At 64.9% G+C, this 14728-nt stretch carries 15 protein-coding genes; 8 read left to right on the top strand and 7 right to left on the bottom strand.

Annotated elements, in window-relative coordinates; translation table 11 throughout:
- From F2P45_RS24230 to F2P45_RS24210, 5 genes are read left to right on the top strand one after another with little or no spacing between them, the layout of a single operon-like run.
- Positions 1–1008, top strand: coding sequence for a pyridoxal-phosphate dependent enzyme (locus tag F2P45_RS24230; RefSeq protein ID WP_166880667.1), 1008 nt, complete (start codon positions 1–3; stop codon positions 1006–1008).
- A gap of 17 nt (positions 1009–1025) precedes the next feature.
- Positions 1026–3101 (top strand): ATP-grasp domain-containing protein, encoded by a 2076-nt coding sequence (locus tag F2P45_RS35745; protein ID WP_223164821.1) that lies wholly within the window; start codon positions 1026–1028, stop codon positions 3099–3101.
- A complete protein-coding gene (locus tag F2P45_RS24220) occupies positions 3098–4288 on the top strand; it encodes an MFS transporter (protein WP_166880665.1) in 1191 nt (396 codons plus the stop codon). Before F2P45_RS35745 ends, F2P45_RS24220 begins: the two co-directional genes overlap by 4 nt.
- Positions 4285–5382 (top strand): efflux RND transporter periplasmic adaptor subunit, encoded by a 1098-nt coding sequence (locus tag F2P45_RS24215; protein WP_166880663.1) that lies wholly within the window; start codon positions 4285–4287, stop codon positions 5380–5382. Before F2P45_RS24220 ends, F2P45_RS24215 begins: the two co-directional genes overlap by 4 nt.
- Entirely contained in the window at positions 5379–8471 is a 3093-nt protein-coding gene (locus F2P45_RS24210; protein ID WP_166880662.1) for an efflux RND transporter permease subunit, read from the top strand. Before F2P45_RS24215 ends, F2P45_RS24210 begins: the two co-directional genes overlap by 4 nt.
- A gap of 221 nt (positions 8472–8692) precedes the next feature.
- Here F2P45_RS24210 and F2P45_RS24205 read toward each other — a convergent pair whose 3' ends face one another.
- Entirely contained in the window at positions 8693–9139 is a 447-nt protein-coding gene (locus F2P45_RS24205; RefSeq protein ID WP_229505266.1) for a DoxX family protein, read from the bottom strand.
- 44 nt (positions 9140–9183) lie between these two features.
- On the bottom strand, positions 9184–10032 hold the full coding sequence (locus F2P45_RS24200) for a pirin family protein (RefSeq protein ID WP_229505265.1): 849 nt from the start codon (positions 10030–10032) through the stop codon (positions 9184–9186).
- Positions 10033–10137: 105 nt separating this feature from the next.
- On the opposite strand from F2P45_RS24200, the gene F2P45_RS24195 reads away from it, so the two are divergent.
- Positions 10138–11028, top strand: coding sequence for a LysR family transcriptional regulator (locus tag F2P45_RS24195; RefSeq protein WP_166880659.1), 891 nt, complete (start codon positions 10138–10140; stop codon positions 11026–11028).
- Here the strand turns inward: F2P45_RS24195 and F2P45_RS24190 are convergent.
- The 5 genes from F2P45_RS24190 to F2P45_RS24170 form a co-directional block, all read right to left on the bottom strand.
- Complete coding sequence (locus F2P45_RS24190) at positions 11025–11549, bottom strand: L,D-transpeptidase family protein (protein WP_166880657.1); 525 nt, start codon at positions 11547–11549, stop codon at positions 11025–11027. The genes F2P45_RS24195 and F2P45_RS24190 overlap by 4 nt on opposite strands.
- A 45-nt stretch (positions 11550–11594) precedes the next feature.
- Entirely contained in the window at positions 11595–11987 is a 393-nt protein-coding gene (locus F2P45_RS24185; RefSeq protein ID WP_166880655.1) for a hypothetical protein, read from the bottom strand.
- 56 nt (positions 11988–12043) lie between these two features.
- Entirely contained in the window at positions 12044–12466 is a 423-nt protein-coding gene (locus tag F2P45_RS24180; RefSeq protein ID WP_166880654.1) for a hypothetical protein, read from the bottom strand.
- On the bottom strand, positions 12463–13008 hold the full coding sequence (locus tag F2P45_RS24175) for a hypothetical protein (RefSeq protein ID WP_166880652.1): 546 nt from the start codon (positions 13006–13008) through the stop codon (positions 12463–12465). Before F2P45_RS24175 ends, F2P45_RS24180 begins: the two co-directional genes overlap by 4 nt.
- 129 nt (positions 13009–13137) lie before the next feature.
- The gene (locus tag F2P45_RS24170; protein ID WP_166880651.1) at positions 13138–13275 is read right to left on the bottom strand and encodes a hypothetical protein; all 138 of its coding nucleotides are present in this window, start codon (positions 13273–13275) and stop codon (positions 13138–13140) included.
- Between the two features lie 109 nt (positions 13276–13384).
- On the opposite strand from F2P45_RS24170, the gene F2P45_RS24165 reads away from it, so the two are divergent.
- Both F2P45_RS24165 and F2P45_RS24160 read left to right on the top strand, forming a co-directional pair.
- On the top strand, positions 13385–14224 hold the full coding sequence (locus tag F2P45_RS24165; RefSeq protein WP_166880649.1) for a hypothetical protein: 840 nt from the start codon (positions 13385–13387) through the stop codon (positions 14222–14224).
- Positions 14221–14520 (top strand): DUF7660 family protein, encoded by a 300-nt coding sequence (locus F2P45_RS24160; protein ID WP_223164820.1) that lies wholly within the window; start codon positions 14221–14223, stop codon positions 14518–14520. Before F2P45_RS24165 ends, F2P45_RS24160 begins: the two co-directional genes overlap by 4 nt.
- The last annotated feature ends 208 nt before the right edge of the window (positions 14521–14728 follow it).

Here is a 14728-nt window from a genome sequence, read left to right as displayed (position 1 = left end):
ATGTTCGATCACATTGCGGACGCCATCAAGGCGCCGGACTTCGTACGCCTCGGCCCCAACCTGTACGTCGCCCGCTTCGAGACGATGAAGGTATATTCGACCCTGGTGGCGGTGGAGCGCCTGCTGGCGGCGGGCGTGGTCAAGCGAGGCGATACGCTGCTCGACAGCTCAAGCGGCATCTACGCCTACGCGCTGGCACTGGCGTGCCACAAGTTCGACATGCAGTGCCACATCATCGCCTCGAAAACGGTGGACAAGACACTGATGGTGCAGCTCCAGCTGCTCGGCGCGAACGTGGAACAGGTGCCGCCGTCGGCCACCCTGAAGATGGACCAAAGCCTGCGTGTGGCGCGCATCGGCGAGATCCGCGCGGCCAATCCGCACGTGCACTGGATGCAGCAGTACCACGACGACATTCACTACGCCGGCTACGAGCCGATCGCCAGCGAGATCGAACGCCTGCTCGGCACCGACGGCCTGACCATTGTCGGCGGCGTGGGCTCGGGCTGCTCGACCGGCGGCCTGGCGCGCGCCCTGCGCCGCACCGACGAGGCGGTGGAGCTGGTCGGCGTGCAGCCCTTCGGCAGCGTCACCTTTGGCTGCGCGCACATCGAAGACCCGGGCATCATCATCGCCGGCATCGGCACCGGCATCCCGTTTCGCAACGTGCAGCACGCGCTGTACGACCAGATTCACTGGATCGGCTTCGATTACGGCCTGGCGGGCGCAGTCGCCCTGCTGCGCCGGCACGCCATCTTCGCCGGGCTGTCGAGCGGCTGCTGCTACCTGGCGGCGGCGCGCGAAGCGCAGCTGCGGCCCGAGCGCAACGTGCTGTTCATCGCGCCCGACACCGGCCACCGCTACGTGGACGCGGTCTTCGCGCAGCACGAGAACGCGCTGGAACTGCATGACCTGGCGCCCACCCACGTCGACGCGCACGCGGACCTCGTCCTGCCCTGGTCGGTGATGGCCTGGAACCGCCGCGCCGCCACCGAATCAATCAACTGAAAAGGGAGTATTCAAGCATGGCACACCTGTTAATGATCGAAAGCTGGGTCGGCGGCACCGGCCGTATTTTCCCGGCCACCATCACCGGCGCCGGACACACCTACACGTTCGTCACGCGCAACCGCGGCCACTATCTGGATGGCGCCGAGGCACCGATTCACCCGGTGCTGGCGCACGCCGCCAATGTGCTCACCACCGAAACGAACGACGTGCCGGCGCTGGTCGCCTTTTTGCGCGCCCAGCACCGCGTGCTGGGATTCGACGGCGTGGTGACCATCTGCGACTACTACATCGACACCGTGGCCCAGGTGGCGCAGGCATTGGAGCTGCCGCAGGCCTTCTGCAGCAACGTGGCGATGGTGCGCCGCAAGCACCTGGTGCGCGCGGCGCTGGCAAAAGCCGGCCTGCCCAATCCGGCGTTTGCCGCGGTGACGTCGTGGGATGCGGCGCGCGCGGCGGCGCGCGAGATCGGCTACCCGCTGATCCTCAAGCCGTCCGACCTGGCGTCGAGCGCCTTCGTCAAGCTGGTCGGGGACGAAGACGAACTGCACGCGGCGTTCAGCGCGCTGGAGGCGTTCCCGGTCAACTTCCGCGAGCAGGCGCGCGAGCCGCTCTGGCTGCTGGAAGAGTACATGAAAGGCGAGGAAGTCAGCGTGGAGGCCTGCACCTTCGGCGGGCAGACGACCATCATCGGCGTCACCGACAAGAGCCTGACCGGCTTCCCCTACTTCATCGAGGATGGCCACATGTTCCCGGCGCGGCTGGACGGCGACGTCACCGACGCCGTGTGCGAACTGGTGACGGCGGCGCTTGCGGCGGTCGGCTTCGACCACGGCATCAGCCACACCGAAGTGAAAATCACGCGCAAGGGGCCGCGCATCGTCGAAATCAACCCGCGCCCGGGCGGCAACTACATTGCGGAGCTGATCGAGCGGGTCACCGGCATCGAGTTTCTGTCGGCCCAGATCGACCTGGCGCTCGGCCGCCAGCCCGACCTCACGCGCAAGGACACCGGCGTGCAGAGCGCCGCCATCAAGTTCCTGGTGCCGCAGGGCGCGGGACGGGTCAAGGCCATGAACGGCATCGACAGCGTGGCCGGCGCGCCGCACGTGGCGCGTGCGCTGATCACGAATGCGACCGGCAAGGAGCTGGCCGCGCCGATCGACAACGCCTGCTACCTCGGCCACGTGGTGGCCATCGATCCGGACGGCCTGGATGCGCGCAAGTATGCCGAGCGGGCATTGAGCAGGGTCGAGATCAGTTTTGCGGGCGACGCCAGGGAGCCGGCCGCGCCGTGGAACGTGGCGGGCCTGATCGAAGACGTGCAGGCCGGCCTGTATGGACCGGCGCCGGCATCGCTGCACGTGGTCGGCGCGTCGTGGATTTCGCAAAGCACGCGTTTTCCGGGTACCCAGCAAACCTATCGCAACTATTACCTGGTGCTGCGCGTGGGCGCGGCGTTCGGCGCCTGCTGCATCGAACGCGATGCGCTCGACCCGACGATTGCACCCGCGCTGGCCGGGTCGAGCGTGGCCGACCTGCTGGTCGATCCGCGCCTGCCGGTGCGCATCGCCGCGCTCGACGCGTACCTGAACGCGGTGCGCCCGCCGCGCGAGTCGGCGCTGGCGCAGGCCATGCCGCTGCCAGCCGGCGCGCCGCCGGTGCGGGCGGTGGCGCGCGACAACGCGATTGCCGCGCTGGTGTCGATCACGCCGGGCCAGCGCGTGGGCCTGATCGGCGTGGTCAACCCGCTGGTGGACGCCATTACGCGCAACGGCGGCATTTGCCTGCCGTGCGACTTCAACATGGAGCGCACGCAAAGCGGTCTGGAAGTGGCGCGCGACATGCTGCCGATCCTGGAGACGGCCGACATGATCATCGCCACCGGCATGACCCTGTCGAACGGCTCGTTCGACCAGATCCTGATGGCGGCGCGCCGGCGCGGGATTGCGCTGATCGTCTACGCGCAGACCGGCAGCGGCATCATTCCGCGCTTTCTGGGCGACGGCGTGGCCGCGGTATGCGCCGAGCCGTTCCCGTTCTCGCAATTCAGCGCCGATCCAACCTCCGTCTACCTGTACCGCGCATCATGACCGTTCTGTCCGACCAGGTCCGCAAGCGCGGGCTCAATGCGCTGCTGGTGTATACCTTCCTGATGGTGGTCGGCTTTGCCATGCTGATGCCGCTGGTGAGCGTGCACTTCGTGAGCAATGCCGGCATGGCGGCGGCCGTGGTCGGCGGCGCGCTGGCGCTGCGCCAGATAACGCAGCAGGGCCTCGCGCTGGTGGGCGGCATGCTGGCCGACCGCTTCGGCGTGCGGCCCATGATCTGCCTCGGCGTGCTGCTGCGCGCCGCCGGTTTCGCCAGCCTGGCCTTCGCCGACGACGCCGTGATGCTGTGCGTGGCGATGGTGGTGTCGGCGCTGGGCGGCGCGCTGTTCGAAGCGCCCTACCAGGCGGCGATTGCGGCCCTGACGACGGAAGAGACGCGGCCGCGCTACTACGCGCTCAGTAACTGGGTCAGCGGCATTGCCAGCACCGTCGGCCCGCTGGTCGGCGTGGCGCTGCTGCATGTCGACTTCCAGATGGTATGCCTCGCCGCGGCCGCGTGCTTTGCGCTCAACTGCGGCATCGCCCTGTGGATGCTGCCGCCGCTGGCAAGCCCGGAGGCGCCGCGTCCAATGGCGCATCGTCTCGGGCTGGTCACGCGCGACCGTCCCTTTTTACTGTTCACAGGCCTGATGATGGGCTACTGGTTCGTGGCGGTGCAGATCAATATCAGCTTCCCGCTGCTGGCCGAGCGCCTGAGCGGGAACCAGGACAGCGTGGGCATCATGTTCGCGCTCAGCGCCGCCCTGACGGTGCTGCTGCAATACCACCTGCTGCGGGTGGCGGAAAAGTGGCTGTCGACGCAGCAGATCCTGGTGCTGGGCGTGACCATCATCGCGCTGGGCGCCGGCGCCATCGCCCTGGCGCATACCTTTGCGGCCTTCCTGGTGTGCGTGGCGGCGTTTTCGATCGGCGCGATCCTGGTGCGGCCGACGATGCAGAACCTGATCGCCAGCATGGCCAATCCGCAGGCGCTGGGGACCTTTCTCGGTTTTAGTTCGCTCAGCCTGGCCCTTGGCGGCGCGATCGGCAACGTGACCGGCGGCTGGCTGGTCGAGTTCTCCGGCGCGCGCCAGTGGCCCCAGCTGCCGTGGATGATCTTTTGCGCGGTCGGGCTCCTCTCCGCGTTCGGCCTGTTCCGCCTGGCGCCGCGCGCGCGGGAGGCCGCATGAAGAAGGAATACGCGATCGCGATGCTGTGCGGCGCGGTGGCGGTGGCCTGCGCGGCACGCGTCTGGAGCACGCCCGCCCGCGCCGCATCGGCCACAGCGACGGCGTCGCCCTCCCCGCCCGACATCGTCGTCAACACGGTCACGCCCGTCGTGCGCGACGTGCCGGTGGTGCTGCGCGCGACCGGCACGGTGACGCCAACGAGCGTGGTGGACGTGCATGCGCAGACTACCAGCACGGTCAAGCAAGTGCATATCCGCGAGGGCCAGTTCGTCAAGGAAGGCCAGTTGCTGTTTTCGCTCGACGACCGTGCCGCACGCGCCAATGTGGAACGCGCGCAGGCGCAGGTGATGCGCGACGAGGCGGCGCTGGCCGGCCTTGAGCAGCGTTACCGGCGCAGCGCGGAACTGCTGGAAAAGCAGTTCATCGCCGTCACCGCCGTGGACACGCTGCGCAGCGAAGTCGATGCCGCGCGCGCTCTGCTGCGGGCGGACCAGGCGGCGCTGCGCGCCGTGCGGGTGGACGCCGGCTTCAACGCGATCCGCGCGCCGATGGCGGGCCGGGTCGGCGCGGTCAACGTGTATCCGGGCAGCCTGGTGCAGGTCAGCACCCTGCTGGTCACGGTCACGCGGCTCGATCCGATTGCGGTGGCGTTCACCCTGCCTGAGTCGCATGTGGGCGAGCTGCTGGCGGCGCACCAGCGCGGCGCGGTGGCGGTCGAAGCCGGCAAACGCAGCGGAACGCTCAGCTTCATCGACAACAGCGTCGACCCGGTGGCCGGCGCGATCCGGGTCAAGGCGAGTTTCGAGAATGGCGACGCCGCCATGTGGCCGGGCCAGTATGTGGACGCGCGCGTCACCGTGCGCACGCTGCGCGGCGCGGTCGTGATTCCGCAAGCGGCGATGATCACCAGTCCCGCCGGCAGCTTCGTGTACGTGGTGGGGGCCGACCGCACGGTGAAGCAGGTGCCTGTGAAGCGGCTGCACGCATTCGGATCGAATGCGGCGGTGAGCGGCCTGGCGGGTAGCGAGACCATCGTCACCGAGGGCAAGCAGAATCTTAAGACCGGTGCGCGCATCAAGGCGGGCCAGGGATGAACCTCTCCGCATTGTGCATCGAGCGCCCGGTGATGGTGGTGCTGCTGTCGGCCAGCCTGGTGATCGCCGGGCTGCTGGCATACCGCTTCATTCCCGTATCCGCGCTGCCGAGCTACAACACGCCGGTCATCAACGTGCAGGCCAACCTGCCGGGGGCCAGTCCCGACACCATGGCGTCGTCGGTGGCGCTGCCGCTGGAGAAGGAGTTTTCGGCGGTGGCCGGCGTGAGCCTGATGACCTCCACCAGCACCCTGGGCGCGACCTCGCTGACGCTGGAGTTCGGGCCGGCCATCGACATCAATGCCGCGGCGGTGGACGTGCAGGCAGCGCTGCTGCGGGCGCAGCGCGCACTGCCGCGCGAGATGACCGAGCTGCCCTCGTACCGCAAGGTCAATCCGGCCGAGGCGGCGGTGCTGTCGATGGAAATGACATCGCCGTCGATGGACCTGTCGGAGCTGAACGACTACGCCGAGAACCTGATCGCGCCGGCCTTGTCCGGCCTGCCGGGCGTGGCGCAGATGACGGTGCTGGGCCAGAAGCGTTTTGCCGTGCGCGTGCGCGCCGATCAGGGCCGCATGAAGGCGCGCGATCTGTCGATGGACGAACTGTCGGCCGCGCTGCAGGCGGCCAACGCCAATTCGCCGCTCGGTGTGCTGGACGGACCGGCGCAGACCATGGTCATCCAGGGTAACGCGCAACTGCTCAAGGCGGCCGATTACGCGGGCCTGATCGTAGCCATGCGCGGCGGCCAGCCGGTGCGCCTGGAAGACGTGGCCACTGTGGAAGACAGCTACCAGTCGGTGCGCTCGGCCACCAGTTTCAACGGCGAGCGCTCGATCGTGCTGCTGCTGTTCCGCCAGCCCGATGCGAATACCCTGGCGGTGGTGGACGCGGCCAAGCGGACGCTCGATCGCATGCGCGGACAGCTGCCGCAATCGGTCGCGGTCAATATCATCAACGACCGTTCGGTATCGGTGCGCGAGGCGATGATTGACGTGAACATCACGCTCTGGCTGACCATCGCCCTGGTGATCCTGGTGATCTTCCTGTTCCTGCGGCGCGCCGCGGCGACGATGATTCCGGCGCTGACGATTCCCGTGTCCCTGCTGGGGACACTGCTATTGATGCACTGGCTCGGCTACAGCCTGAATAACGTATCGCTGCTGGGGATCACGCTGGCGGTGGGGCTGGTGGTGGACGATGCGATTGTGGTGCTTGAAAATATCGTGCGCCATGTCGAGGCAGGCAAAAACCCGCTTGACGGGGCCATTACCGGCTCGCGCGAGGTGAGCCTGACCATCGTGTCGATTTCGATCTCGCTGGCGGCGGTGTTCATGCCGATTTTCTTCATGCCGGGCGTGATGGGATTGCTGTTCCACGAATTCGCGGTGGTGGTATCGCTGGCGGTGCTGGTGTCGGCGCTGGTGTCGCTCACCCTGGTGCCGATGCTCGCGAGCCGCCTGCTGCACGACGATGAACAGCACGTGGCGGACAAGGCCAGCCTGTTCGGGCGCCTGGAGCGCGCCTATGCGGGCTCGCTCGAGCGGGCGCTCGCGCGGCGCGGCGCGGTGCTGCTGGCGGCGCTGGCCATCCTGGCGCTGACGGTGGGGCTGTACGCGGCCATTCCCAAGGGGCTGCTGCCGGAGGAAGACCTGGGCCAGATCCGCGTCTCGACCGAGGCATCGGAGGATATTTCGTCGTCCGCCATGCTGGCACTGCACATGAAGGTGGCGGCGGCGGTCAAGGCCGATCCGAATGTGCGCGACGTGTCGTCGTCGGTCAGCGGCGACAACAACGGCAGCTTGTTCCTGCTGCTCAAACCACGCGGAGAACGCGCGCCGATGGCCGAGGTGGTCAAGAGCCTGAAACGCGCCACCAGCGGCATCGCCGGCGTGGGCGTGTACTTCAAGCCGGTGCAGAATTTCCAGGTCGGTGGACGGTCCAGCAAGAGCCGCTATCAGTACACCTTGCAAAGCGTGGGGGCTGGCGGGCCGGATGAATGGGCCGCCGGTTTCCTGGAGCGGATGCGGGCCGATGCGCGCTTTGCCGACGTGACCAGCGACGCGCGCAACCAGGGCTTGCAGGCGAGGCTGAAGGTGGACCGCGACAAGGCGGCCGTGCTGGGTGTGCGGATCGCCGATCTGCGCAGCGCCTTGTATTCGGCGTTTGGCGAACGCCAGGTGGCGACCATTTACGGCGCCGCCGCCACCTATTCGGTGATCCTGGAATCGACGCAGGCCGAGCGCCAGTTCGAGGATGCGCTGGGCCATCTGTCGGTGCGCAGCAAGGCGGGTGAACTGGTGAACGTATCGAGCTTTGCGACGGTGGAGCGCAGCATCGGGCCGCTGTCGGTCAATCACCAGGGGCAGCTGCAGGCGATTACGCTGTCGTTCAACCTGGCGCCCGGCGTGGCCTTGGGCGACGCGACCGGCGCCATCGACGCGATGGCGCGCGAGATGAAGCTGCCGGCGTCGATCGTGGCGCGCTACGGCGGCGACGCGGCCGTGTTCCAGGAGGCGCAATCGAGCCAGGTGTGGCTGATCGTGGCCGCGCTCGCGGTCATCTACATCCTGCTCGGGGTGCTGTACGAAAGCTATATTCACCCGCTGACCATCCTGGCGGGGCTGCCGTCGGCGGCGGTCGGTGCGCTGCTCACGTTATGGCTGTTCGGGATGGAGCTGACCATGATCGCGGTGGTGGGCATCTTGCTGCTGATCGGGATCGTGAAGAAGAACGCGATCATGATCATCGACTTCGCCCTGCATTTGCAGCGCGAGGAAGGCATGGCGCCGGAGCTGGCGGTGCGCCAGGCCTGCCTGCTGCGCTTTCGGCCGATCATGATGACGACCATTGCCGCGCTGATGGGCGCCCTGCCGATTGCGCTGGGCTGGGGCGCGGGCGCCGAGCTGCGCCAGCCACTTGGCTTGGCGGTGGTTGGGGGGCTGGTGTTTTCGCAGCTCATTACGCTGTACGTGACGCCGGCGATGTATCTGGCGCTGGACCGGTTCGAGCGCAAGAAGAAGCGTTGGCGGGATAAACCGGCGCGGCCTGCGCGCCGTGAGCCGATCGCTAGCGAACCGGTGTTCTAGCACCTCCCATCCGGTGTCAGGTCTGACATTCGGACACGAGCCCAGCCGCTATTCTCAGCTCAGTTCGTGTCCGTTTGTCAGACCTGACACCGGCGGAGGGTGTCAGGTCTGACATTCGGACACGAGCCCAGCCGCTATTCTCAGCTCAGTTCGTGTCCGTTTGTCAGACCTGACACCGGCGGAGACACCGGCGGAACAGACACCGGCGGCAAATGCTATTCTCAGCTCAGTTCGTGTCCGTTTGTCAGACCTGACACCGGCGGTACCAGGCTGGGGGATTTGTTATCCAGGCTGTACGCACCGGCGCCAAAGGCGACCACTTGCAGCAAGCCACCGGCCATCGCCAGGTTTTTGAGCAGGTGAATCAGCTGGTTCTGGTCGCTGATCCCATGGTGGAAGACCAGGCCGGTCACGATCGAGAACAGCGCCAGGCCCAGGGCCACCGCGCGGGTTTTGATGCCGACCGCAAGCATCAGGCCGCCTACCAGTTCAACCGTAATCGCAAGCACCAGGCCGGCCGAGGCCAGCGGCAGGCCCATGGCCTCGATGTAGCCAATGGTGGCCGCCGGCGCCATGATTTTTCCGAGCGCGCTGAAGAGGAAGATCGCTGCCAGCAGCACGCGGCCGATGACGGGAATGACGGAAGTCGTGTTGGTGGTGGTGTTCATGGTAAATCCTTTCGATTGCATAGTCAGATTGTTGGATGCAGCGCTTACATCAGTTTTGCCGCGCGCAGCTGGGCGCCGATACGCGCGATTTCTTTCTCTCCCCGGGCCAGCGCTTGCGCGTTGGTGTGCACGGAGTAGTTGCCCATGACCAGCTCATGCGGATGCCTGGGGGCCGAGCCGAGCACGAATTCGGTGCGGCCCTGGGCCACGAACGCGATCGCGCCCTCGCCTTCTTCGAATACCGCTACTTCCCGCTTGACGACGGTGCCTGCCGTCCGCAGGGCACCGCTGGCGACCGCGACCCAAGCCACGTCATGGCCGGCGGGCGGCGTGTAGGTCCATTGCTCGCCGTCGGCCAGAGTCACGTGCAGGTAGTTGATCGGGGCGCGTGGACGGATCAGGCTGCTGGCGTCGCCATAGTTGCCGATGATGACGCGGGCCGGGCCGTGGCTCTGCACTTGCTGGGGCGACAGGTACTGGCTTTGCGCAGGGCCATTTTCGTCTTCTTCCGGCAGCGCCAGCCAGAGCTGGAAGCCGGTGACCGGCTGGCCGGGAACCGCCCCGCCGTCGTGCCACACGCCGCCGCCGGCGCTCATCCACTCCACGCCGCCGGCCGCAAGCACGCCTTCGCTGCCGGTGGTTTCGGTGTAGGCGATGGCGCCGTCGAGTACCACGGTGACGGTGGCGATGCCCGAGTGCGGGTGCATGCCCATGTTGCTGCCGTTGGCGCCGAGCTGGAACAGGTCGAGGAAGACGAACGGCTTGATCAGCTGGCCAATATCGCCGGGGCTGACCAGCCGGTTGATGCCGCCGCGGCTGTGGCCTGCGGAACGCACTGCCAGTTGACGTTGGCCTGCCGAGGTTTGTTCGAGTGGCGGTTGATTCATGTTCATGGCGTTCTCCGGTGTTGGTTGGTAGTGCATGAGTGAATCTTATGCCTCCTTGAAGCATCCAAGAAGCCTATATAATTAGATCGATAGTATCCAAGGAGTAGATATATGCTTGACGGGATGTCGATGGACCAGCTGCGCACCTTCATTGCGGCAGCCGATGAAGGGAGTTTTTCCGCCGCCGGGCGCAAGCTGCGGCGCGCCCAGTCGGTGGTGAGCACCACCCTGGCCAATCTGGAGGCGCAGGTGGGGTTTGCGCTGTTCGAGCGGACCGGCCGCTATCCGCAGCTGACCGAGGCGGGCCGCGCCCTGCTGGAGCTGGCGCGCGCGGCGGCGCACAGCATGGATGAGTTCAAGGCCAAGGCGCGCAGCCTGGCGGAGGGGCTGGAACCGGAGCTGGCGGTAGCGGTCGATGTGATGTATCCGATCGCTCATCTGACGCGCGCGGTGCAGGCCTTTCACCAGGCGTTTCCGTCGACGCCGCTGCGGCTGTACGTGGAGGCGCTGGGCGCGGTGCTGCAGCCTTTGCTCGATGGCCATTGCCGGGTCGCGGTGATCGGCTCGTTGCCAGAGATTCCGGCCGGCTGCGCGTCCGAATTTTTGCTGAGTGTGCCGGCGGTGACGGTGGTGGCGCCCACGCATCCGCTGGCGGCGCTGAAAGGCATGGTGCCGCGTGCCGCCGCGGCCGAGCAGATCCAGCTGGTGCTGACGGACCGTTCGGCGCTAACGGCGGGGCGCAATTTCGGGGTGGCGTCGACGCAGGTCTGGCGTCTGGCCGACCTGGGCGCGAAGCATGCGTTCCTGCGCGCCGGGCTGGGCTGGGGACATATGCCGCTGCACATGGTCGAGGCCGATATTGCCAGCGGCGCGCTGGTGACGATTCAGCTGGAGATGTTCGCGACGGCCGGCCCGGGGTTTTCGATGCATGCCATCCATCTGGCGGACAATCCGCCGGGCCGGGCCGGGCGCTGGTTCATCGACCAGCTGAAACAGGGCTAAGGGCGAATATCGACCTTGTCGCCCGGGCGCACCAGGTCGTACAGCTCGCGCATCTGCTTGTCGTCGAGGGCCACGCAGCCCAGGGTCCAGTCGCTGCCGGCGCCTTTGCCGTGAATGAAAACGTCGCCACCGAGTGGCGTGTGCTGGGAGGGCGCGCGGCCTTGCCTGATGGCGGCGTCGATGGCGGCGTACTGCGCGTTCGAGATCACGCCGGACTGGCGGGCGCGCGCGGCGTCGTTCAGGTTGGGGTAGCTGATGCCGAGCGAGAGGTAGTACTGGCTCTGCGGATTTTTATGCGTGATGACGTAGCTTCCTTCGGGCGTCTTGCGGTCGCCCTGGCGCAGCTTGTGGCCGACGGGGGAGCCGCCCAGGCCGATCTTGTAGGTGCGCGTGATGCCATCGACCTTGTATTCCAGGAGGCGCTTGGATTTGAAGACGGTGATCTGCGCGGCCCACGCAGGGAGGGACAGCGCGCATAGCATCAGGGCCACCGATGCGGTCCATCCAGCTCGATTAAACATGGTTGTCTCGTTCATTCATTGTGGGGAATTGTCGTACCGGGTGCCTTACCACCACGCGCTGCGGAACCAGTCTTTGCGTATGCCGATCAGGAATGCGGGCGTCAGAATGAGTATCGCCAGGGTGACGAGGCACAGCCACGCTCCCCACAACGGCAACATGAGCATCTGGTGAAGAATGGTGTCCCGCACCGGCGGTTCGTAAAGCGGAATGGCCGACAGTGACAATAGCAGTGCCGCCATCACGCTGAGGCAGGAGACGTAGAAACGGCCCCACGCCACGCGCCGGTACAGGCCGACGATGGTGGCGCACAGCCAGATGAAGAAAACCAGCATCATCACATTGTGTGTATCGGCCAGGAAGGTCCATCCCGACCAGACAGCCAGATACGCCAGGACCGCGAACAGAAAGTATTGGGCAAGCCGGGCATACAGCGGCATTTGAAGTGGCATGGAGGGCACCGGAGGTCTAAGAAAGATGGGCGAACGGGCACGGCTCAGGCCGATGGCCGCGCGGCGGAAAACAGGCTGCTGACAGGCGAAAAATAGGCCAGTGCCAAAATGGCGCCCCAGACCATTGCGGCCATGTCCACCAGCATGTAGTCGAGCCACGACAGGACCGACGTTCCCATGAAGGGCAGCATGACCATGCCGGCCACCGTGAACACGAGCGAGAAGGTACGCGCCCACGCTTTGAACAGGAACATGCCGGCCAGTCCGGCCAGGGAACCGATGGCTAAAGGAACAATTATCGACATGGACAGTGCCAGATTGGCGACGTCCCAGGCGACTGGCTCGGCTTCCGATGCCGCCTGCATCGCAGGCGAGATGAGGTAGGAGGAGTACCAGGCCGCCACGATTGCCGCGACAGAGAGGATGATGTACAGGCACAGAAGCAGGCGAAAGCGGTACGCGGTCATGGTCGGTGCGCGGTGCGCTCGAAATAGCGTTGATAGAATGAGATGTAATTCGTCCCGACCTGGCACGAGGTGATGTCCTCTAACGCCAGGCTTGCCAATTCGTCGTCCCAGCGGCCGGTGCCGGAAAACCACTGCATCGCGACTGCCGTTGTGCGGACCTCTTCAACTTGGCCGATGATATAGTCCGGATCATCCAGTTTTTCGCATTCCAGAATCATCAACGGATACATGGTAGACAACTGCGCGAGCAGCGTTTTCCAGTTACGCAAATCAAGGCTCATATCGAATGGAATTTGCTGGATCAATCCTTCGTGCTCGAGCAGCTCGCGCTGGAATTTACATGTATCGGAGCACCTGACCTCAGTAATGTCAGCGATTCTGAGGACCATCAAGCCATCAAGATTGAAGTCGTAGACGTATTGAAGCAATACTAGCTCGTCGGATACGCCCAGGACAAATGCTTCTATTGAGTAATTATCGATGCCGCTGCGGGAAACCGAGACAAGATTACGTTCTTTCTGATGCTGCACGAGCTCATACATGTTGTGATTCCTGGAATTGACACATGAAAGCAGAATGTCGGCTTTTCAATGTTATTGGAACAATAATGCACCTTAACATTCAGCCGCTGCTCAATGCAACCATGATTGATCTGCGACCAGTGCTCATCGTTACGGACGACGATGAACTATCTCGGCGCCAGAGAGCTGGTCCAGGCTGCGGTCCATGCCGGCCGGATCTTCCTCGTCGCGGCTGCAATCGCGCTGGTAGCCGGCCAGATCCGATGTAAGCGTCGTTGATAGCCACACGTCGTTTGGTGTACACGAGGTTGACAGGCGCAGTGAATGCGCAGTCAGCAATCCCTTAACAATCAATCACTTGGAAAATTCGCAGAAGTGGCACGGCGCTTGCGTATAGATGAGTACGGAAAACTTATCAGCAGGCGAGGACAGGATGACAGCAGCGGCATACGAGAGGTTGAGGAGCGAAGGTTATGTGCTGGCGGGAGAGGTGCACGATTTGCATAAGCGCATCAGGCTGTATCACCGCATTTACCTCGAGTCCGGCAAACGCCATGTCTTTGCCTTGATCGCGGCACACGGGTCCTTGTGGGCGACCGGGTATTTCAAATTGGGAAAGCTCGGTGCGCGCATCGCTTCCTTGCCGTCGCTGTGCATTCGCGGCAGGCGCAAGCAGAAGCTCGATGCCGTTGCCGTGTTCGCGGACCGTTTCCGCAGCATTAACCGCCAAGTCTGCGCCGAATCGTACGCCATCTTCAACTACACGCGGCAATATGGCGCCAACGAGATCATCCGCCCGGTGATCGGCGCGCATTTCGCCGACTTGCTGGCCGACTGCCATGCCTCGTTCGCGGCCGGTACCGGATATCCCCGCCACAAGCGCGAACAGTTGTTCGACGCTTTTCTGGCCTGGGAGCAGGACCATATCGTGGCACCCAACGTGGCGCAAGCGTTTGCCGATTTCGACTGGCCCCTGATTGCCTGGCTGGCCAGGCGGCCGGTGATCCAGTTCGCCTATTTCGGAAAGCACACGCGCCTGCGCTTCCGCGATTTTTCCTGCCAGGATGACCGCATGTCCGCAGGCATGCAAGCCTGCCGGATCGCGGAAGACGTGGGGCTGGAGGCAGTCGAAGCGGCGCTGTCCGCGCGATGCCGCGTTGTTGAGGGCCGCCACGCGCAGCCGGATACAATGGACGGCAAGCGGCCGGGAGCCAGCGCACGGAAAGGGATGAGATGATGAAGATCGCACTGTCGACGATGGCCGACGAAGTCCATGACGAGCCATCCTTTCTGGCTTTTCTGGAAGCCCTTCGCGCAGACTGGGTGGATGAGCGGCGCAAAGAAAAGGAACAGCCAAGTTCCCCCTACGGACCGGGCGCCAATGGCTGGGAGAACCATACCATTGGCGACTTCCTCGACGCGGCACATTCCTGGGCGGATGCGTCAGCCGATGGTTTGCAATTTTATAGCGTCCCGCAAAATCCATGGTGCCGCATGGCGCAGATTTTGTGGATGGGCAAAATCTATGAATGACCCGTCTCGCTTGAACCAGCGCATCATTGCTGGTCTGTGAGGAAGCACTTCCACCGTTTCCGCTCCCCCGCTCTGTCCCAACAGTCAGATCGATTCGCTTCTGCCATTTGCTCAGATTACCGGAAATAGATTGTGCTGAAAGGTGGGACGGTCGGATGCTTGCAATCGACTGACTGGAATGAACTGCCGATGGGCATAAAAAAACGGC

It is taken from the genome of Massilia mucilaginosa (assembly GCF_011682145.1).
In the GTDB taxonomy this organism is placed as follows: Bacteria; Pseudomonadota; Gammaproteobacteria; order Burkholderiales; family Burkholderiaceae_D; genus Telluria_A; species Telluria_A mucilaginosa.
The sequence above is the reverse complement of the archived record's forward strand: the minus strand, read 5'-3'. Positions and strand labels throughout refer to the sequence as shown.